Origin of the sequence: Bartonella sp. CR127HXZ (assembly GCF_042194555.1) — a bacterium.
GTDB lineage: Bacteria > Pseudomonadota > Alphaproteobacteria > Rhizobiales > Rhizobiaceae > Bartonella > Bartonella grahamii.
The window spans coordinates 1-22,486 of sequence record NZ_JBHIMZ010000002.1; the positions used below are offsets into that span (position 1 = coordinate 1).

The following is a 22,486-nucleotide window of genomic DNA, read 5'->3' on the forward strand; positions in this document are numbered from 1 at the left end:
AGAAATGTGTTTCTAAAATCAGAATTTGCTGAAAAAACAGGTGTAACATTCGATAAAAATGTAGCCGCTGCAGCCAATGAAAGAACTTTAACAAAAGAAAAACGAGAAAATTTTAAATCGCTCCCTGCTAATTTTGTATATAATTTTTTCATAATGAACTCCCCAATGAAAAAATAACTATAAACACAAAAAAGACACATTTAAGCGCTATAAAACTCTTTAAAATCAGCTTTTTCTAAACATAAAAATTTAGTACCTGATTGAAAAGATAGAGAGGTTGTGTTTTTAGGTTTTATGGTTAACGTGCTTCGCTCTTTTACATTTCCTAAGAAGGTAAATTTTTTGTGGTGATTGTTTTTTAACTTTTAAACTTGTTGGCTGTTTTTTGCAAGGGGTGGAGTTAGTTTAGTATATTGTTTCTATAACTTCCTCCGGTAAAATTGAAATACATTTAAATATATACTTTTATCTTATTAGAAAATTTTTTAATAGATTTCTAGAAGGTGAGAGTTTTTTTATCTGTAGGGTGCTACAGATTTTTTATATTTAAAAATTACAGCAGAAAATAATGAACTTATAATTTATGAAAAAACTCATTATCTTATTTTGAAATAAGAAGTTTACTTTGTTGAAAGTGTACGGTTTTTCTGTTTTTTAAACCTGTATTTATCATTATAGCGCTTATCAATTTATATATATATATTTTTTCATCCGTAAAAACAATTCACCCCTGCCTCATGAGACAGGGGTGAAAAAGTGTTTTTTATGTATTTTGTTTATTATCAGTTCAATGTCATATTGAATCCCGCACCTACACCCCAGTGACCTCCAGAAGTTGTTGCGGATATGTTAGAACGGTACTTTCCATTTTCTGAGGTGTAACCTGCACCAAAGGCAAATGCAGATTGGCTACGCCATAAACCAGTACCAAATCCAACGCTTAATTTTCCAGGTGTATCATTGTAGCGTAAGTTAGAAACTGCTAAACCAATCGCAGCTGCTTGTCTTGCCTCTTTTTTCACACTCTCAATACTATAGTTTAAAACATCAAACTTCATATCTGTATATTGCTTAGCCCGATCAACAGCATCATCAATCGCATCAATCGTGATATTATTTATCCGTTGATCTGTGTAGTGTTTGGATTGATCAAGAATTATCTTCATCTGTTCTTGGGTATAGTCATGGAGCTGACCACCATTTACAGCTTCTTTCGACCCTTTTTCAATTTTACCATCAGCTACATTATCAATCATAACAGGTTCACTAGGATCACCACCCGCTAATGTGATTTTATTGGTTTTTTTGCCGTTTTCATCTCTGTCATAACGAACAGCGTCCTCAGCAATATCGTTAACTTTATTATCAATATTATCAACTTTGTTTTCAATATTGAAAACCGTTTCACCAATATTCGTAACCGTAGTGGAAATATTATCGACTCTGTTGTTAAGATGCTTCACATCTTTTTCAACACTCGTAACACGTTCATTGGTTTCCCAAAGTTGACCACCATTAACCGCATCTTTCGAACCTTCTGCAATTTTACCATCAGCTACATTGATAATCTTACTCGGCTTACCATCGCGACCTGCATCATAGGCTTTTTTATCACTGTTCCACTTTAAAGCATCTGAATCGACCTTGTTGATGACATCATCAATACGGTTATTAATATTTGACATATTTTTATTGACGTCACCAAAAGCATCAGCGACATTATGGTGCTCTTTCTCAACAGTCGTACCATCAGCATTGACTTGAACAATCTTAAAAGTAGGACCTGTCCATTTGCCATTCTCATATTTGGCACCACCACCGAAATAATTAGCAAGCTGGTTGCTCATGAAATAAAGCTGGTTACCCGTAATGGCATCCGTTGAACCCTTAGCAATTTCACCATCTAAAAGATATTTCAATTTGCTGTTTGTTTTCTTGCCATCTTTTTCATGACGTGCAACAAATGCTTCTTCTTCATCATCCCACAGTAAAGCATCTTTTGAGAAATCTTCAATTTTCTGATTAAACTCATTGGATACATTTGTTAAGCGCTTATTTACATCTTGAACATTACTATCAAGACCTTTTAAAGCTGAACCAACGTCATAAAAATTAGCCTTCCCTACCTTACCATCTACAATAGCCGATAAAGTATATTTCAGCCCTTCAAAAGCACCGTTAATGAACTTTGCACCACCGCCAAAAAACTTTGCAATATCTGCTGATATTTTATTAATCTGACTACCATTGATTGCATCGTTGGAATTTTCAGAAATGCTACCATCTTTCACGTTACGAAGAGCAACTGGTCCGTTGTTCTTATCGCCGCCCAAAGTTACACTACCATAATTAACATTACCATTGTCATTCTTATCATAGAGAACTGCAGCAGCACTTGCTGTCTCAATATCTTTAGAAATCTTCTCTATACTTTTATCAAGTTGATCTTTGTTAACAGCTTCATCACCCTTCTCTGCTGCCTTAACACCAGAAATAGAACGTTCTACTTTACCATATCCTGCAATATTGATCTCAGTCCCAGCTGTATCCTTACCTATAGTGATAACACCTGACGCACCTCCTTCTTGCTTCACAAGGCTATTTTTTGTTATATCAGAAATTTGATTGTGAATATTTGTGAAAGTATTGTTCACACCTTCAAAAGCATCAGCAACATTGTCATAAGGCTTCTTAGAGACAGCACCATTATCGTTGATCTGATAAACTTTGAAAGTAGGAGCGTGCCATTCTCCATTTTCATTATATCCAGCGCCACCACCAAAATATTTAGCAACATCACTAAACCCACTAATCAAATTTGCATTAACAATCCTGACATTTTTATCAAGCCCATCTAAAGCCGATCCAACATCATTATATTCCTTCTGTCTTACTGAGCCATCTGCTTCAATAGTAGTTAAATTATATCTTGGTTTAACAAAAGCACCGTTAATAAATTTTGCATTCCCACCAAAGAAATTCGCAATATCTCCAGATATCTGATTAATCTGGCTACCATTTATTGCTTCTGTTGAATTTTCTGAAATCTTTCCATTTTTCACACCTGCAATGGTTCGCTCTCCCTCAGTACCTGCGATATCGATTTTTGTACCGCCTTTTTCTTTACCAATGGTAATAAGCTTCTGATCTTCATGCCATTTAACAAGACTATTTCCTGTTACATTGTTAATCTGACTATAAATATCTGTGATAGAGCTATCGACAGCAGCGAAAGCATCAGTTACATTATTATGTTTCGTTTTCTGAACCGTAAAAGTTGGTTTGATACCATTAAGTACATCTGTCTCCTCACCACCAAAAAAATCCACTATATTAGTAATATAACTAAATAACTGATGGCCATTTATTGCTTCTGTCGAATCGGAACTGACCTTTCCAACTGCAACGCCAGAAATAATTCGATTCTCGCCTTCAGAGTTCGCAACTTTGATTTCGATACCGTCTTTTTCAGCACCAATGGTAATGAATTTCCCATCTTCGTCCCATTTAACAAGACTATTTTCTGTTATATCAAAGATTCTATTATGAAGATTCGTGATGGAACTATTGACACCACGAAAAGCATCAGCGACATTACTGTATGACGTACTAGTAAAAATACCATCCTTATCAGGCTGCAAAATACTGAAAGTAGGATCAGTCCATGTCCCATTCTCATAACTAGCACCACCACCAAAATACCTAGCAATTCTGCTACCCATAACATAAAGCTGGGAACCATTTATTGCTTCTGTTGAATTTTCTGAAATCTTTCCATTTTTCACACCTGCAATGGTTCGCTCTCCCTCAGTACCTGCGATATCGATTTTTGTACCGCCTTTTTCTTTACCAATGGTAATAAGCTTCTGATCTTCATGCCATTTAACAAGACTATTTCCTGTTACATTGTTAATCTGACTATAAATATCTGTGATAGAGCTATCGACAGCAGCGAAAGCATCAGTTACATTATTATGTTTCGTTTTCTGAACCGTAAAAGTTGGTTTGATACCATTAAGTACATCTGTCTCCTCACCACCAAAAAAATCCACTATATTAGTAATATAACTAAATAACTGATGGCCATTTATTGCTTCTGTCGAATCGGAACTGACCTTTCCAACTGCAACGCCAGAAATAATTCGATTCTCGCCTTCAGAGTTCGCAACTTTGATTTCGATACCGTCTTTTTCAGCACCAATGGTAATGAATTTCCCATCTTCGTCCCATTTAACAAGACTATTTTCTGTTATATCAAAGATTCTATTATGAAGATTCGTGATGGAACTATTGACACCACGAAAAGCATCAGCGACATTACTGTATGACGTACTAGTAAAAATATCATCCTCATCAGGCTGCAAAATACTGAAAGTAGGATTAGTCCATGTCCCATTCTCATAGCTAGCACCACCACCAAAATACCTAGCAATGTCGCTACCCATAGCATAAAGCTGGGAACCATTTATTGCATCAGATGAATTCTTATTAACCATCCCCCATGCAACACCCTTAATAACCCGATTACGGCCTTCATTATTTTGAACACTAATTGTCAAGCCGCCTTTTTCCTTACCAATGGTGATAAGTTTCTGTCCTTCGTCCCATTTAACAAGACTATTTTTTGTCGCATCGTTAATCTGATTGTAAATATCCACGATGGAATTGTTGACACCACCTAAAGCATCAGCGACATTATGGTGTTCCTTCCCAAGAAGAGCACCCTTCTCGTCAGGCTGCACAACTATGAAAGTAGGATCAGTCCATGCCCCATCATAGCTAGCACCACCACCAAAATACCTAGCAATGTCTCTACCCATAGCATAAAGCTGGGAACCATTTATTGCATAAGATGAATTCTCATTAACCGCCCCAGATGCAACACCCCTAATAGCCCGATCACCGCCTTTATTATTTTGAACAGTAATTGACAGGCCGCCTTTTTCCTTACCAATGGTGATAAGTTCCTGTCCTTCGTCCCATTTAACAAGACTATCTCCTGCCATTTCATTTTTGATTTCGTTCAATTGTGCAAAATTTACTGCATCGGTATCTTCAGTTCCCCTTGCCACTTTTGTAATCTTTTGATCGCCTGCATTAATACCATTAACAGTTATGCTTGGCCCATTACCATCAGTAAACATAAAGCCATCAGCATTCATAACGCTTGTTTCTGCTGTGACATTTTTTACATTAATCTTATCAGACAAACCAAATTCTACAGTGTTGTCACTGTTTTTGATAATTTGAATATTCGGGTTACTTGTGTTACCAGCTGATTGTAAATTTACTGCACCGTTTGGACCAATATGCGTAGCATCTTGACCATTAACAGAAAGTTGCCAACTTGTTTTGAAACCATCTTTTACTTCCTTCAGCTGTTTATAATTCACTGCATGATCATCTGCAGTCGCGTCTGCTACTCCTGTAATCTGTTGCTTGCCAGCATCAATACCATCTATAGTTATTTTTGCCCCATTAGTGATCATAAAACCATTGTTACTCATAGAACTTTGTCCTGTAGTGACACTCGTTAATTGAAGAGTATCACTCAAAGCAAATTTGACGTTATGCTTATTATTTGCACTACCTTTTTCTATCTTTAAGTTGTCTTTTCCCACTTCGTTGTTATTTTTCACTGAAAAATCGACTGTATTGCTTGGATTAACATCTGTAGGATTTGTATCGTTAGCAGAAAGTTTCCAAGCTCCTCCTCCTGCTATGACGTCTCTCATAGCTTTCAGCTGCGCCACATTCACAGCATCGGTATCTTCACTACCAGCTGCTACCCCTGTAATTTGTCGTGTTAGCTTACCGTTACCATTGCCACCAACTTCACCAACGCTGAAAGCACCTGCAGTGCTTTTCCATGCCAGACCGGTTTCTGTTGAATCACCATTCAGATAAGGGTCATAACCAACAGTCCCCTTAGCTCTATCAGAGAGAGAGCCCCCACCTATAGCAACACCGTCATAAACCTTTACTTGTGCATTTGCTCCAATAGCAACAGAATCTTCCGCTTCAGCGTAGGTATGCGTACCTATAGCAATCGCGTTTTCTCCCTTTGCTGTTACTTTTCTGTTAGCTTCTGGAGTTCTGTCAGAATCCCTGCTCCCTATTGCAATAGCACCTGACCCCAAAGCTTCAGCTTCTGAACCTATAGCAATTGCATAATTCTTATCTGCTTTTGTCTTAGTCCCTAAAGCAACACTATTTTTACCAGAAGCGGTTGCAAGTCCACCAATAGCAACTGTAGCTTCCCCCGATGCTTCTGATCCCACACCCATAGCAACACTTACTTTTCCAGCTGCAAGCGCAGAAACACCAAAAGCTTGTGCTCCACCAGTTTTTGCGGTTGCACCAGCACCAAATGCCGTTGAATAATTCCCCGTCGCTGCAGATCCACAACCAGTTGCAAAAGAGTACACACCATAAGCCTCAGGCATAGCGGATTCGACACCACCAGTCAGCGCCCCCATATAACCACCACGAGGATTTGTCCAACTATTACCACCCCAAGTAACCTTTTCAGTGGTTGTACCATAAGGATTACGATCAACAAATTTTTGATCCGTGATAAATCTATTATATTGCTCTTCTGCAGTTATAGGATTAGCAGCATTCGCCTGTTGTATACCACCACGACCAATAACAGTGTCTGCACCACAGAAATTATCATCACCAGCTAAAACAATACTGCCATGACTGCCATGTGCATAAGCCACACCAGGAGCACTTGAGCTTGGATTAAACGCTCCTGTTATCGCAAGGTTCGCAGCAAAAACCGGCGAAACACTTGATAACAGTGAAGTCATTACTGTTCCCAACGAAACAGCTTTAACCAAGTTTGATGTTGAATATAATTTTTTCATAAGAACCTCCTCCAACAGAGTCCAATATCATTACAACGCGCAAAAACCTCACGGCAAAACCCCTGTTTGCGCCCCAAAAAACGAATAAATTAAAGACAAAAACCATCCCCCGCGATAGCGATCCCCATCACAGCATCACCCTAAAATCTCTGAAAAGATATTGAATCTAGAAAAGTCCCCAACCCTTTGAGCTAGAGGGATTCAAGCTAAAAAATAAACCAAAACACAAGACTTTGAAAACATAACGTAATCTCCATTCAAAAACACCGCGATTTACCTCTTAACAAAGATAGTTTTACTAAAGAGCAATTCTACTTTTTAGATAAAGCGCCTCAGTAGAATGGCAAGAGTATAAAAATAATTTTTTATAAATTTGTCAAAATACTTCTCAATAAATTAGCTGTTCTTATAAGCACAAATTTATGATTTTTTTAACTTATAGCATAATGTAATGGATGACGATTACCATAATGACCTCACTCTTTTCTGCGAGGTAAGCTGTTTCAATATATGATACATATCTTTAAAAGAAATCTTTCTTAATATAATGATGTACGCTCTGTAAAAAGTTTCAACGTGCTCATCTCATCATCTTCATAAAAAGACAAAAGCGCGCCTATAAATAGTCTTTCCTTCTTCTCTCTTATATGTCTGTAACCCTTTTATAGGAACAAAACATCGTCATTGTATTTTCACTGTTGTATAATTTTTTTGTATTACTAACTGTAATTCTTTTTATAAGCAGTTTTATCTTTATTAGAGCAATACATTAATTTATAACGGTAATTTATCATTATTTCATGTTGAATAAGAGACCAAAAAAAATCGTGAGATTTTCTTATTTAAAACCTGTTTATACCGTAAAAAATCAAAAAAGTTTTATTTTTTAAAAAGGCTGTTCATTCGTATCTTATGACGTTTCTAGATGTGCTTTTCAGTTTCGATTTTACGCTTTAAATGCAATTTTAAAAGTGGCAAAGTGGCTTCGACTTCTTCCATATCATTGAGGTTTTGAATAAGCTCTTGCAATTTTCCATAAAGCTCTGCTGCTAATTCCGCAACATCTTCAGGAGAAAGATCTATTTTTGCATCATGATAGGTCGTATAAACCAAATGTCCAAGCTTTTTCATCAGCCCAGCAGGAATCGCTTGTGGTTTAAAACCAGCTGCTTTCGCCTTTGCCATATCTGAAAACATCTCGCCATTGCCCGTTACAAGCCAATCTAATGAAACACCACAAATTTCTTGATATTTGGAGAGCGCAGAGGCTGTAGGCTCACTTATACCAGTTTCATAAGTTCCTATAGAGCCAGCAGTGATACCAAGATGTTCCGCAAACTGCTTACGCTCCGTAAAACCAAGAGCGTGACGCACTTCACGAAAACGTTTTGCCAACTCAGTTTTAGGTTTTGCTTCCGGACGAGCCAAAAAAATACTCCAAAATCAATATAATTGTTGACTAAATAATTATATTGATTTATACCTCTTGTTACTGCCCCTTATGTTAGGCAAAGATCTACATACATAACCCCACAAAAATGGATGTTACAGCATCCGTCTAAGCAGGAGCGAAAATTATGACAATTACACAAAAAATGCAATCGCCGTGGTATTTTACTGAACTGCGTCCCTGTAATATAACCTTGGAAAAACTCAAGCCTATCAGAGGCTATTTTCCAGAGTCAAAAACATTTGGACACAGCCTAATGAAAAAGCTAAATGCGCCACTGCCAACTCTATCAGTTTGCACGCCAAGCAAATTCTTGCCAACTGCTTTCTCAAAAGTCACAGTCATATTTTTCAGAAGCAAAAAGCCCAACACAGGTTCTCTCACTCAACAGCCTAGTAAACCTGCTTAAACCTCTTTGCAAGAATCTATAAATACACTTCCCAAAGTTTTTACATTACAACATAAGGTAAAAAGTTTATCAATGTCTAAAAATCAATATAAAACAGGTAAAATAATTGGTATTCTACAAAAAATGAGATCATCACTCGTTATTAAAAAGTTAGACGTTTACAAACCATATTTGCTTATTTTATATATTAATGGTGCTAAGTTAGCTGTAATTGGCAATAGAGATTTCAGGGTGTTTGGTTTATCGTCAGAATGCTCCTCCTCTATGCATATTAAAAGCCTTTTAGCAATGTATTTTAAATGCTATAAGTTCTATAGTAAACACATTACCATCCATATTTACAATTGGCGCTTCAAAATCTTGAAGTAATACAGTCTTTAATAGACATTGATTTAAAAGCGCGTATTTTGCAGAAAATTGACAAAACCATGAGGTTCGTATACATGGCAATTCTAAGTGATAATAGTGGAGTGATACTTAAAAAAGCTGTATGGGAAACCGCAACGCGGAGGAATTAAGCATGACCTCTTTATGCGATAAAGAATTATCTGATACATTGGTTGGTCTTTATGACGACTATCAACACGGTTTCGACATTGGAGAAGAGCTTAAATTGTGCGTGGATTTGGCGTTATCTCTTGAATTGGAACTCAGTATTCACCGTTTAAGTGAAACAGATGCTGTTTTAAAAAAAGAGATTGTGCAAACCTTACATCGTCGTAGAAATACCCATTCCAATGAAGATGAAATTGATACAATTTTTCATATGGATTTTGAAAAACAAAAATAATGCAACACTCTCCCCGTATGATAAGATATTACCTTATCGCTTTACTTTCTACTGCGCTTAAACAAAAAAACTTTCAAGAAGATTTAAAATGTTGCGTTTTCGTCTTCTTAACAACAGTGAGATGAATTAAAGAAACGCAGCAATTCTTGTGGGTCGTTATCAAAAAATAGAGAGTATTCTCTAGCATACATCAATTTATGCTTTATTCATTAAGCACCAATTTTTACATTTTCTCACTTCCCTGTAAAAGCAAAATATGAAATATGCTGTAGCGTAAATGTTTATAAAATAGCGTGTATTACCACACTTATAAATGTAATTTATTGTTTTTCATGTTTATAAAACAGCACTATGAATACTCCAACAAGTGCAAAAATGCTTTGAAAAAAATATATCGATTGAGGTGATATGCTACTGTTATCGCGTGCCATAATGAGATAGACTGCGAGGATCAAGCATCCAGAGATACCATTAAAACTTGCCTGCAATCTTCCTTGGTATTCAGGATCACAAGAGAGTTGTGATAAAGAAATCGAAAGAGCCCAACTCGAAAGTCCAAATCCAATCATAAAGTAAACAGGAAAAACAACAAAATTGTGTGTATTAACAGAGAGAATAGCGAGACCAATAGCCATAAAAGCTAATAAAATGGCTAATGTTTTCCTTATGGATAAAACTTTACAAAGAAGTGGTGAAAAAACCGCACCTGTCAATACGCCCATAGAATAAAGCACCTCAAATATTGCAAAGGTCCTGCTATCCGCATGCAAAACCTCTTGTATATAAGGAACGAGAATAACAGGAATGGTCATCAAAAGAGTCATAATAATCATCTGGCTTACATAAGGTACAAAAAGAGCCGGATTCTGTTTAAAATAATGAAGTGCTGCTGTATAATTTTCCCACCAATTTTGCTGGTTTTGATTTTTAGATCTTCGGTTTTTAGGTACCTTCATTGCAAAATTAAATAAACCAGCAATAATAAAGAATATACCACCTATTAGAAGAGTTCCTTTTGTTCCTGCATAGGACAGTATCAATCCACTTAAGCCCATACCTGCGATAGTGCCAAGTTCATAAATCATATCGATAGTCGCATTTGCATTGATGAGCTGTTCCTTCAGCACAATACTTTGAATTAAAGAAATAGCTGATGGCATATAAAAAGAGATAAAAATACCCAAAAGAGCAGATAAGACCATCAATTCAATTTCTATACCAAAATGCCATAGCATTACCCAGCCAACGATTACCAAACCTCTCACAAGATTTGAAATAATAATTTGCGTTTTACGATTATATTTATCCGCCAATATGCCCAAAATAGGGGCAAAAATAATGCTAGGCGTCCAAAGAAAAAGCATCATCAACGCTACACCACGGATTGAACTCGTCTGATTGTAAGCAAGCCACGACAATGCAATATAATTTAGTCCATTTCCAAATGTAGCAAATAAGCCACTCAAAGTAAAATAGAGAAAAGTTCTATTTTCAAATAAAGCAATGCGTTCCTTCAAATTTGAAGTGAACATAAATTATCCTCTAAAATAAATACCCGTCGATATGCATGATACATCCTGTTTAAAAACATGCATTCCTACGGTTTTCATTTTAGATCATTAAATTTAAGAAAGCAAAATTCCTTTTTTGAAGCTTTTAAAATCTTTGTGCTGTTGTATGATTAATTCTTCTATGAAAACAAAACATTTATGCACTAAAATATGCTCGAGTACATCCCTCCATGTCGTTATTCTATCACCACACTTCGTCTCTAAAAGAATAAACATACTATTATTCTCACGATAAATATTGATAACTTTTCTACTCCCCTTCTCTAAATCTTTTAAAACAAGCCCATTACAGTTAATTTTCCAATTAAAATATATAACGTGATATTTTTCCTGAGCAGTTAAATTATTGCAATCATATCTCTAAAGTTTCAGATTTAGAATACGAATACATAAGAAGGATTTATCGTGGATAAATTGATTAATAAATGATTTTATTCATAATCAAAAACAAACTTCATCTATATGACGTCGTATTTGATGATGAATTAAAGAAACAGAAGCAGTTCCATCAATTGTTATAAACCGCTCATCTATTTCTGATAAAACTTCGTATACTTCATAAACTTTTTCAATAAAAGAGAGTTGTTCTTCGTATTTTAAGTTTAAACCATCCCTTTTCTGCAACCGCTCCAGTATAGTAGTGGGCGGTAAATGAAGATAAAATGTAATATGAGGTCTTGGAATAGATTGATTTAATTTAACTACACTTTCAACAGAAAGCTCTCGAGCATAAAAATAAGCAAGACTAGAATAAACATATCGATCGCTAATTAATAAATTTTGCGATAACATTAAGGAAGGTTCAATAATTTCAAGCGTATGTTTGCGTCTATCTGTCGCTGATAAGAGTGCTAAAAGCAACGGATCAATTGCTTTTCCATTATCTAAGTAATCTCTAATTTCTGGATTATTTCTATACCAATAACTGGGTTGAAAAGTTTGTGTTATATGTTTTTCTGTTGAATAATGGTGAGCAATTTCTTTTGTTTGTGTTGTCTTTCCACTCCCATCAAACCCGCATAAGACAATAAAAGAACCGGAAAATTTCTTTGGAGACCACATGGAATTATAAACTTTTTTATCAAGATACATTTTGTCTATATACTCTCCATAAGTTAAATTGTTTTATGTCTAAAATCTCTTAATGTTTAATAAGATGTTTTTTTACTCGTCTCTAAACAGAAAAACACAATACTCCCGCATTTGTATAACTTATTAACTTTATGATAAATGGCGGTATATAGACTTATTTTTAAGATAAGATTATATTTTAGACAACTGAAAATGAGATTAAGTATTTTTGAAAAATATATTTTTTGTTCACGCTACATAACCTGCCATTTTTTAACGAATTCTAGTAGAGTTTCTGAGGATTACTCCTATAACGTCGTGTAAGCGTATAGAAATGAGTTCGATCTAAGTATATTATTGCCCCTAAGGGCTGATACTAGATTGCGCTACATAGGAATCTAACGAAATCAACTCTATATTTTCTCAAACCACTGCCCACGCTATAAGCATTCGATATCCGATTCCGTCAAAAAGCAGCAGAGCAATTCTCAGAAAACATCGCTGAGATATTGAAATATGCCTTGCAAAAGCGTTTGAATCAAATGTTTCACTATATTTTTCGGTATATTCATAAACTGAAACTAAGAATATTATAATAAGACTTCAAACAACGACGACGCCCAAATCGGCCGTGACAAAGCCTCCTAAAACTGAACCAATAATACCTTCTCTATGAAAAAGACTACCATATAAAGGTTTTAATACAACCGCACACCTTAGCGCTAATGCCATAAATGTTTCTGATAGATAACGAAGTTTATTGTCACAACAACATCTAACAACCGTCAATAACAAAACCTCAACCTTGAGTATAAACAAAATCAACTTGAAAGCGCAAAATATACCTCTAGGACATAGTTCCTTATTGGCAAGCCACCTGCCAAGAGACGCAGTAAAAATACCAGTCTCCATCCTACTCATTCTCCTGAAAATAAGCTATCACTACCATAAACATCAGCGTTCAAATTTTCCCTACTGAAAAAACTTGACATGCCCAGTAATACGTATATACGCTCATCCCTTGTAAACATGTGTGCTGATTTATAATACTGCGTGTTTTAAGAGATTTCAAAATGGGGGGATGATGTGCACAAACAACTGATGTTTCGGTTTTATGGGCTTGTTGTCTTACTATATCTTTCTGATATGGTTCTATTCTTAAGTAATCTTTGGAATGCTTATCGCATAACATCCTCATCGATTTTCCTAGGCATAACCATGGCTTTGGGCACCCTTACGCCTTACCTTTTAAAAAAAAGCGGACTTGTGCGCATTAAAGCCTCACTGCGGTTAGTCGATTTATACAAAAGGCGGATCATTATCTATAGCCTTCTTTTATTGATTGCACTTTTCCATTATGCCGATTCCCCCTTTGGTTTTATCGCTGTCTCTATCTCTATCGGCTATCTCTCTTTGATTACCTTAAGCACTCTCGAGACTTATAATACTAAACTCGCACTTGGTGGTTATATTAGCGCCCAAAAGGCTTCCCGCATTATGCAAACAGTTGTGCAAATTGGCGCATTTTTGGGAGCAGCACTGAGTGGTTATCTCTTAGAAGCGACCAGCCCTCAAGGAGCAGCAGCTGAAATTGGCTATAATGGTTTGATTGTGGCACTTTGTGTGTTTGACATCATTATAAGCCTTATAGCCGGATATATCATCTTTTGCGATGAATATAAAGCTACCGATACCACAGCACTTGCAACCGATAAGAAGCCCGTACCTACACCGCAAGCGAATGGACTCTCCCAAGAGCTTAAACTTTTATGCGTCTGCATAGGACTTATTGGCTTTCATATTTGCGCTTATAATACGCTGGCAACCATTCTTTTTCAAAGTGTGAAAAATTTTGGCTCTGAATATTATGGGCTTTGCAGTGCGGTCGCGGGCTTGGGCGCTTTTTTGGCTTCTTTTATCAAAATCCCTCGCTTTGAATTTATTCTCCCAGCCCTTATGTTGAGCGTGGCTGATCTTATTTTTAGCACCACACAATCGCCCTATTTGGCTGTGGTCTTTTGCTTTTTTATTGGCTTTTCAATGAATACCATGCGAATTAATGCCCGAAAACATACGATTGAAGCGACTAAAACAGAAGCTCAAGCAGAGCTGGTGGGAAGCTATAGCGGCATGCTTTATACTCTCTCCCAATCGGCAGGTTATGTTATCCTTGGTCTTCTTACAAGCTCTGCCCTTATGGGCCCTCAAGCAGCTGTTTATCTTCTACCCCTTATAGGAATGATAATCTTTATTTATATCCTTTTCTTTTTATCGCGGCAGGCCACAGCATGAGCAAATCCATTCTTATTGTCGACCCTTTCTCCACGGGAGCCCTCTATGGCCCTGCTTTGCAAAAATTAGGCTATACTTGTTATGGTGTTGTCTCTCAACAAGCTCCTTTTTCACACTATATGCTTTCTTATCAGGGAGAGGGTATGGCAGAAGCGAAACTTCATAATGTAGATGAGATCAAGACACGCTTTCCTATCGGTGCGATAGAGGCCGTGGTGGCAGGCGCCGAAGGGGGTATTTATTGTGCAGATCAATTGGCGGCTTATTATAATTGCCCTAGGAATAATCCCTCAACCACCGATTGGCGACGAAAAAAGGCAGTAATGCAAAGGCGCCTTTGTGAAAATGGTTTATCTTACATTCGGTCGAAGATTCTTACAAAAGGCGATTGTGCTATCGATGATTTTGAAAGTCATAGCGGCTATGTGGTAAAGCCAAATGATTCTGCTGGGAGTGATGGCATTTTGTTTTTCTCCAGCCGTGAGGAAGTGGCGGCATGGTCCTCTCGAATCGACTGGACGCAAAAAAATATTTTTGGCGCACCTAACGAGGCTTATTTGCTCCAAGAAAGATTGAAGGGAGAGGAATACATCGTCGACGCCGTTGTAAAGGGAGAGGCTATAAAAATATGTAGTTTATCACGATATAAAAAAGGTATTCATAATGGAAGTGCTTTTGTTTATGAATCGCTTGATGTGCTTGATGCTCAAGATCCTTCTTATGCCCCTCTTATCTCTTATGCAAAACAATGCATTCGCGCGCTGGGGATTGAATATGGACCCGCGCATATGGAAATCATGCAAACAGCTCGTGGTCCAGTGATGATCGAAGTAGGAGCCCGCCTCCACGGGGGAATTGCACCCACCTTGTTCGCACATTGCTATGAAGATGATTTACTTGAAAGCTCCGTTAATCTTATTGCAAGAGTGTTTTCGCAAAAACCAAGCCACTTTAAGAAAAAGGGGCGTATTATCTTTCTTATCAACAAGATCGACGGTCATATTATAAAAGATGTTAACTTATGGCAGCAAAAGCTTCATTCTTGGGAAAATGTGGTTCATTTTAAGCTCCTTTTTAAAGAAAATGAGCCCCTACCCCTAACCATCGATTTAAATACCTGCCCAGCTATTATAGCAATTTGGGGACACAGTGATGATGAATTATCAGCTTTGGAGAGGATCATTCGTAGCAATTTCTTATAAAATACAATAATTGGAAAGAAAACATAGATTCATCAGCGTAACTAATTGAAAATATAGACAAATATTAAAAATTGATCAAGCTTAATGGATTAAACAACAAGGAAATAATTTTGTTTACAGCTTTATTGTCGAGCATTCGCGGATGGATTCTGGTATTATCTCTATCTGGAACTCCCTACAGGCATGAAGCAGAAAAGTTATCAAGCATACTTAGTATACCTAATGACAACTGCTATTACCATACGTGATGGCTCTAATGTAGGTGGATTTGAACTTTTAAATAATTTCTTAACTCTTGCATCACTCTATTTCCATACTTTTTAAATAATATTCAATAACTTAAGTAAAATAAATATTTTTTATTTTGGGTTTTGGTGTGTTGTTAATCTAAAGCATGTGAAGAGAATATATTAAAGAATTAAAATATTTATATATCGAGATTGAAGATGTCCTATTTTACCAAAAGAAGAGCTATTATGACACAGGTGAATTTAGCTATTAATCTTTTGTTGCAAACAAGTGGAAAAAAAATGCTGAACGTAGAAAAAGTTGCATAAGAATCTTTAACAAAAATGATTAAAATTTAGATATAGTTGCAAGATATGAAATAAAATTGGTTCTATCAGCGCTGCAATTTTTTCTGGTTAATTTATTCTACCAATATCATTAAGGCTTTCTTCTAATGACATCGTCTATCATTAGAGGGAGATATATGATTGTTTTTCGAATTGTGACAGCACACAAATTTCGTGATTTATTTTGCCCATCAAAAGATGTTGGTTAGTTGAATAAGTTAAAAAAATACATAGCATTCCGTATAAGCCATGTGTATGTATAAAACTTCTCCGAATGATCGTGTTAATAGCAATGTTGAAGGAGTGCCTTTTTGGAAAGATTGTACAGCAATTACGAGTATCTCTAGGAGGAAAAGCACTGATTTTTAGAACAGAGAGAAACATTGATCATAACAGTTTATTAGGCTAAACGCAGAATATTTATCCTAATAATTGATGATCGAATTGTAACAGTATAGTTTTTTGATCATCATAAAGAAAAAAGTAGAGAGCATGTTTCTTTTAGTTAAGGAAGAGTGTTGCTCATTTTTCTTTCTAAAAGTAAGCAAATTCAAAGATAATTTTTTTGTTCTTATAGTGGTGATACAATAATTGTCGAAGTCCGTGAAGGGGAGATTCCAATACATTATTACAAAGTTTAATAAAAGCTGGAATACTTAAAAACTCTTTAGCTGCTATAATGATTTAAGAATACCAGATTAGGATACGGGCAATTCAAGAGTTCAAAACTTTGTGATAATATTGGTTTAGAATTACATCCTGTTCATTCAGACGAGATGAGCCGATTATTATATGTCATAGAACCATATGGGTGGGGAATTTAAAAAAAGCTTATCCAGAATCTGACTTAAAGGTTTTGGGAACTTTAGTAGTAAGATTGGCTTGGTCTCATGTTACCCAAAAATTAGCACCCAATCTTGTTGTGACTAGACTAAATTTAGAAGATCTGCTCACTGAAAGTTTTATAATATTATGAAATGATAAAAATATTAATATTTCTTCTTGTCCCGCACATGAAACAGATGCTATTTGTATTTGTTATCCTTTGCACCATTGTTCGAAATATATTTTAGATGGTTGTCACTTGAAATATGTCTTGGAAAATTATTGGAAAGTAATTTCCTATTATTTGTCTCAATCTATGGGCGCAACGTTATCAAGTATAGAATTCATGCTGACAGATGACTCGCAAAAAATAAGTACCTACAACGCATTTGAACTAAAATTTTATGAAAAACTGGAATTTAGTACCGAACCATATTTGACAATGGAGAAAATCATAAAATGGCTCGAGTCTCTGTTTAAGAGTGAGAAAGCTATTGCGTAATTCTGTTTTTCTTATGATTTTGATTGGTTGTTTGACGAGTTTTTGTGCTAGTGGTGTATTATCTATTGGCCTTTCTTTGTTACAATTCCAAGATACAACTGGAAAAGCATCTGCTACTTTAAATGTTGTTAATTTAATCGCAATTGGAATTGCAGGCTTATGTTTGGGAAATGTGTTGGTGCGCTATCAAGGCTTTATAATTGGGTTTTATAGTCAAATTATTTGCGCTTGTTTATTATCGTTCTTATTATTTATGAACAATCCGGTACTTATTTTATTTGTATTTTTTTTACTTGCTCTCTTGATGGGGGCTGATAATCCAAATAACAACAGTGCCTTGAATCAGCTGGTTCCAGCTCCCAAACAAAAAGCTGGAATTTTTGCATTTTATACTAGTTGCTGTCAGTTTTTTGTTATTATATCCCCATTGCTTATATATTTTATAATTGCGCATTTGGGGCACAAAATAGCCATAGCCTTTATTGTGTTTATTTATCTTTTGAATGCCAGCCTATGGTTTCGTATAAAATCTATACAACAAATAAACAGAGTAAAAGAGCTATTAAAAAAGCCATCTCAAAAAGCTTATGGAGTTGGTTTTAGGTGCCTTTGGCGGGTTTCTGCGTTGCGTTTTTTAACGATTAATCGTATTTTGAATAATTTTCTCTATACGGGGCCTATTGTTCTATTGCCACTTGTTCTTGCATCTATAACATCAGATAATACAAAATTTACAGCTATTCAAAATACTATTTTTGCTTTGTCAGCACTGGGTTTTGTAGTCAATGGTCTTATCTCATCCTATTATTTACGAAAATTTCCATCTTTAATTCGTTTTTTTGTATGGGGAACACCGGCTTTTGCAGTGATCGCAATCTCTTTTGTTTTATATTTAAATTTTACTCAATATTCCCTTTATATTATGGGCTTTTTATTAGGTATTGGGCAATTTTATTTTAGGGTATCGGGAATAACAATTGGACAAGCTATCACACCTAGTGAAAATTTAGCCGAGGTGATTTTGGCAGGCGATGCCAGTGTGCGCATCATAACAGCTTTATTCTCCATTGTGCTTTTATATGCCGGAAATTTTTTTTCATTTTCTACATTATACGTCCTGTGTATATTTGTAGGTTTTTGCGCCCCTTTATTTATTTTACACGGACTATCTATTTACATACAAAGCTTAGAAATAAAAGAAAGTGCCGCATGAATGATCTTCAATTATTATATTACGTCAGCCTTTTTTGATTATTATATAGATAAAGATTTTGTACAAATATTCATGAAATTAATTTGAAATGAGCACATTGCGTGAGAAAAGCTGAGGTGTTCGTTAGCTCTCATGTGAATAAAACGCATTTAGCCCGTTAATCGGAATTGCAAATAGCACTATGATCACCATTAATTCTGAAACTCTATCAGAAGTTAGTGATAATGGCAAAAATCCCTTAATGATATTTGAAGAGATCGTTTATGCTAGATCAGGTTATCTAAAGATCGAGAGGAGAGTAACTTAGAAGTTATAAAATTCATGGAAATTCAACTGCAATTTCTAGGTATACATAATGACAGATACAGATCGGCGCAAACTGGTCAATTGCAAACAGTAAAAAATCCTGAGCTTTTTAAGCTATGTCATATCAAGCATATGAAAATTCGTTTTAAATTAATGGCGGAGAGAGAGGGATTCGAACCCTCGATATGGTTTCCCATATACACGCGTTCCAGGCGTGCGCCTTCAACCACTCGGCCACCTCTCCAGAAGTCTCGCACTATACCCAGAAAGAAATAACGTGCAAGCCTAAATTATACATTCAAAGTTCAAAAAACAAATTCATTTATTAAAGTAAGAGCTTATATCTGTTGAATAACAAGCACATCCTTTCTTTTTAAGAAAAAACTTTTTCCGTGGATAGGTTTGTATAATACAATAATGGGAATAAAAAGATTGTCACATCTATCTCATACGGTGTCTATGAATGGTATAAAATCTATTGAATAGCATCATCTTTCCTTAAATAAAAAGTACAAGCCAAGTACCATTACGCTATTTATCCCCTAATGTTGCAACATCCCTTGCTATTTGAGAGAATGTATAAAAGGCATTTATTCTTTCTTAAAGTGTTTTTCACACGCTACTCCTCCCTGTAACGTATAAAAGAATAATGTTTTACAGCACTAACGATCTGATTACTCTGCAAAATGAGTTAGCTCGTTCCCCTTAATGTTCTTTATCACCTTATATCCTTGCTTAGAGCACGTACAGCTCGTGCAGTTTCACATTGTAATGCTTTTTGTGCTAAAATTTTCATATCTTCAAAACTATGAGTCTGCAAACACGCCTTTACTGGAGAAATATCGCAAGATATCATAGAAAGCTCATTAATTCCCAACCCAGTCAAAATCATTGAACCAAAAGGATCTCCAGCCATACCACCACATACGCTAACCCAACACTTATGTTGTGAAGCTCCCTGAATAGTCTGATAAATCATACGCAAAACTGCTGGATCAAGGCTATCAGCTTCAGACACAAGGTACGGGTTTTGCCGATCAACAGCCATTGTATACTGTGTTAGGTCATTGGTTCCAATTGAGAAAAAATCAACATGGGCGCTCAACACATCTGCCATAATGGCGGCTGCTGGAATTTCGATCATAATACCAAGTTTTAATTTTGGTGCATCAATATCATTGCGGATTTCTTCTGCAATCTTTTTTATAGTAACAATCTCTGAAACAGACATTACCATCGGAAACACAATCCATAGATCTCCGCCTTCTTTTGCTGCTCGATACAAAGCACGTAATTGAGGCACCAAAAGATCACGTCGACGTAACAAAAGCCGCGTCCCTCGAACACCTAAAAAAGGATTGTCCTCTTTAGATAAATGTAAATGCGTAACCTGTTTATCCCCACCAATATCGAGTGCACGAATAATTAATGGCTTATCTCCTACAGCTGTAATCATCTCCCGATATATATTAAATTGTAGCTCTTCATCCGGAATATGAGGATTCTCTAAAAACAAAAATTCCGTGCGCATGAGTCCAACACCTTCAGCCCCCAAATCAAGCGCAACAGGAACCTGATTTGCGTAGTTGACATTAGCCATGATACGAATTCTTTGACCATCTGTTGTTTGCGCTGGTAATCTACACGCACTTATTTCACTGACACGTTTTTGCACAATAGTATCAATATGCCTTTGAGCATCTTCAACGTCTTCAAGCGTAGGATCAAGGTAAATAAACCCGTTATCGCCATCAATAATAGCCTGAATATCAGACTGTATCGCTAAAATATCACCACCTGCAGCAACAACCATTGGAATACCAAGAGTACGCGCCAAAATAGCTGTATGAGATAATGGACCTCCCCATGCTGTTGCTAATCCTTTTACCTTTGTACAATCAAGTTGTGCTACATCAGAAGGAGAAAGGTCATTTGTAACTAGAATTACACCATGTGGAATATCATTTAAAAAGAACGATCTATAGGATGGATTGATTTCACCTAAAACACGTCGACCAACATCAACTAAATTAACAGCACGTGCTGCTAACAAAGGATTATCTACCTTAAAAAACATATCTGAAAATTGACGAACCGCTCTATCCCAAGACCAAGCGACACCATGACCTTCTGCTATAAAACGACAAGCTTGAGCTATTAAATTTTCATCTTCAAGCAAAACCATTTGCGCAGAAAAAATCGCAGCAGAATCTGCTCCCATACGCACTGTAATATCAGAAATCACAGATGCCATTTTATGTTTTGTTTTTGTAAGAGCATTTTCAAGACATGCCGCACCAGCTGCAAAATCAATTGGCTGGTCTATTATGGAAATATCATTTTGCCTTAAAACAAAAATCTTACCAAATGCTAATCCTGAACTTGCTCCAACACCAGAAATGCCTTTTTGCATAGAGCGTGGATACCAACCATGAAAAGCCTTTGTTTGAGATTCCATTGCTCTCATCAGGCATTTTTCACTAATACTCACTTTTTTTGCAATAGCAATGGCATCATTGAGAAGTTGTGCTCCTTCTGCAGCATCTGTAGAAAAAATCAGAACATCACCGTTTTTTGCTCCTAATTGCAATAAACCAACCAAATTTTTCATTTCAACGGCATATTGACCATGACGAACTCTGATAGAATTTTGAGCCTTTTTCGCAAAATCAACCCAAAGAGAAGCTGGTCGTGCATGAAGACCACTTGGATAATCTAAAGTCCATTCCTGACACACCGAAAGGTCACCAATAAAAGTTTTTTCTATCTTCATATCTTGATCAAACAAAGTTGTAACAATTTGCTGTTTGTCCATAGTTGTTGCAAGTACTTCAAGCTGTTTTTTATCAAATAAAAGAGACGTCAATTTTTTACAAATTTCTCTATAGCGATCTGGACACGCTGCAATAGCAATAACCAAATGTGCTTTCTTGCCATCCTGCCACTCAACACCAGCAGGAACCTGTATAACAGCAACAGCGTCCTTGATAATTAAATCACGATTTTCAGCCATACCATGGGGAATGGCTATACCGTTTCCAAGCCAAGTATTGGTTGTTTCTTCACATGCGAGCATGCTTGCCAGATAACACTTATCAACCGCACCAACCTGCACAAGCAATTCAGCAGCAGCATAAATTGCATCATTTTTATGATCAAAAGCAGCTGCAAGTTGTACAGATCTTATAGACAAGATTTCACTCTCGATAAAATCTACATTCATTGCTTCTGCTTTCTCACATCTTATCATGAATTCAAATTGCCTCACATTTGAACACCAATATCTCTGATAAATTCCTTTTCAAAGCTGCATTTCCCAAAATACAAGCTATAAATACCACCACAGCTCTCTTTATATTTTACGAAATGTAGCTAAGTGAGGTGCTTAAATACCTCAATATAACCGAT

The 22,486-nt window shown here is 36.2% G+C and carries 11 protein-coding genes and 1 tRNA gene; 5 read left to right on the plus strand and 7 right to left on the minus strand.

Annotation, left to right across the window (positions count from 1 at the left end; translation table 11 throughout):
- Positions 1-782: 782 nt before the first annotated feature.
- Both ACFIKY_RS01490 and ACFIKY_RS01495 read right to left on the minus strand, forming a co-directional pair.
- Positions 783-6,872 carry a Vomp family autotransporter gene (locus ACFIKY_RS01490; RefSeq protein WP_375661310.1) on the minus strand — a complete coding sequence of 2,030 codons (6,090 nt, stop codon included), beginning with the start codon at positions 6,870-6,872 and terminating at the stop codon, positions 783-785.
- Between the two features lie 921 nt (positions 6,873-7,793).
- The gene (locus tag ACFIKY_RS01495) at positions 7,794-8,300 is read right to left on the minus strand and encodes a helix-turn-helix domain-containing protein (protein ID WP_375644410.1); all 507 of its coding nucleotides are present in this window, start codon (positions 8,298-8,300) and stop codon (positions 7,794-7,796) included.
- A 149-nt stretch (positions 8,301-8,449) separates the two neighbouring features.
- Between ACFIKY_RS01495 and ACFIKY_RS01500 the strand changes: the two genes are divergently transcribed.
- Both ACFIKY_RS01500 and ACFIKY_RS01505 read left to right on the plus strand, forming a co-directional pair.
- On the plus strand, positions 8,450-8,731 hold the full coding sequence (locus ACFIKY_RS01500; protein ID WP_375635457.1) for a hypothetical protein: 282 nt from the start codon (positions 8,450-8,452) through the stop codon (positions 8,729-8,731).
- A gap of 520 nt (positions 8,732-9,251) precedes the next feature.
- Positions 9,252-9,521, plus strand: a complete 270-nt coding sequence (locus ACFIKY_RS01505; RefSeq protein WP_375635456.1) for a hypothetical protein — start codon at positions 9,252-9,254, stop codon at positions 9,519-9,521.
- Positions 9,522-9,841: 320 nt separating this feature from the next.
- Here ACFIKY_RS01505 and ACFIKY_RS01510 read toward each other — a convergent pair whose 3' ends face one another.
- The 3 genes from ACFIKY_RS01510 to ACFIKY_RS01520 all read right to left on the minus strand — a co-directional run bounded on the left by ACFIKY_RS01510 (position 9,842) and on the right by ACFIKY_RS01520 (position 13,084).
- Entirely contained in the window at positions 9,842-11,053 is a 1,212-nt protein-coding gene (locus ACFIKY_RS01510; RefSeq protein ID WP_375635455.1) for an MFS transporter, read from the minus strand.
- A 480-nt stretch (positions 11,054-11,533) separates the two neighbouring features.
- Positions 11,534-12,184 (minus strand): dTMP kinase, encoded by a 651-nt coding sequence (gene tmk / locus ACFIKY_RS01515; protein WP_375661311.1) that lies wholly within the window; start codon positions 12,182-12,184, stop codon positions 11,534-11,536.
- A 582-nt stretch (positions 12,185-12,766) separates the two neighbouring features.
- On the minus strand, positions 12,767-13,084 hold the full coding sequence (locus ACFIKY_RS01520; RefSeq protein ID WP_375661312.1) for a hypothetical protein: 318 nt from the start codon (positions 13,082-13,084) through the stop codon (positions 12,767-12,769).
- Positions 13,085-13,264: 180 nt separating this feature from the next.
- Between ACFIKY_RS01520 and ACFIKY_RS01525 the strand changes: the two genes are divergently transcribed.
- The 3 genes from ACFIKY_RS01525 (at position 13,265) to ACFIKY_RS01535 (ending at position 18,772) form a co-directional block, all read left to right on the plus strand.
- Complete coding sequence (locus tag ACFIKY_RS01525) at positions 13,265-14,455, plus strand: hypothetical protein (protein ID WP_375661368.1); 1,191 nt, start codon at positions 13,265-13,267, stop codon at positions 14,453-14,455.
- On the plus strand, positions 14,452-15,657 hold the full coding sequence (locus ACFIKY_RS01530; protein WP_375661313.1) for an ATP-grasp domain-containing protein: 1,206 nt from the start codon (positions 14,452-14,454) through the stop codon (positions 15,655-15,657). Before ACFIKY_RS01525 ends, ACFIKY_RS01530 begins: the two co-directional genes overlap by 4 nt.
- A gap of 1,894 nt (positions 15,658-17,551) precedes the next feature.
- Positions 17,552-18,772 carry an MFS transporter gene (locus ACFIKY_RS01535; protein WP_375661314.1) on the plus strand — a complete coding sequence of 407 codons (1,221 nt, stop codon included), beginning with the start codon at positions 17,552-17,554 and terminating at the stop codon, positions 18,770-18,772.
- A 460-nt stretch (positions 18,773-19,232) separates the two neighbouring features.
- Here ACFIKY_RS01535 and ACFIKY_RS01540 read toward each other — a convergent pair.
- Both ACFIKY_RS01540 and ptsP read right to left on the minus strand, forming a co-directional pair.
- Positions 19,233-19,322: transfer RNA gene (locus ACFIKY_RS01540), tRNA-Ser, on the minus strand.
- 474 nt (positions 19,323-19,796) lie between these two features.
- Positions 19,797-22,328 carry a phosphoenolpyruvate--protein phosphotransferase gene (gene ptsP, locus ACFIKY_RS01545; RefSeq protein WP_375661315.1) on the minus strand — a complete coding sequence of 844 codons (2,532 nt, stop codon included), beginning with the start codon at positions 22,326-22,328 and terminating at the stop codon, positions 19,797-19,799.
- Positions 22,329-22,486: the final 158 nt, after the last annotated feature.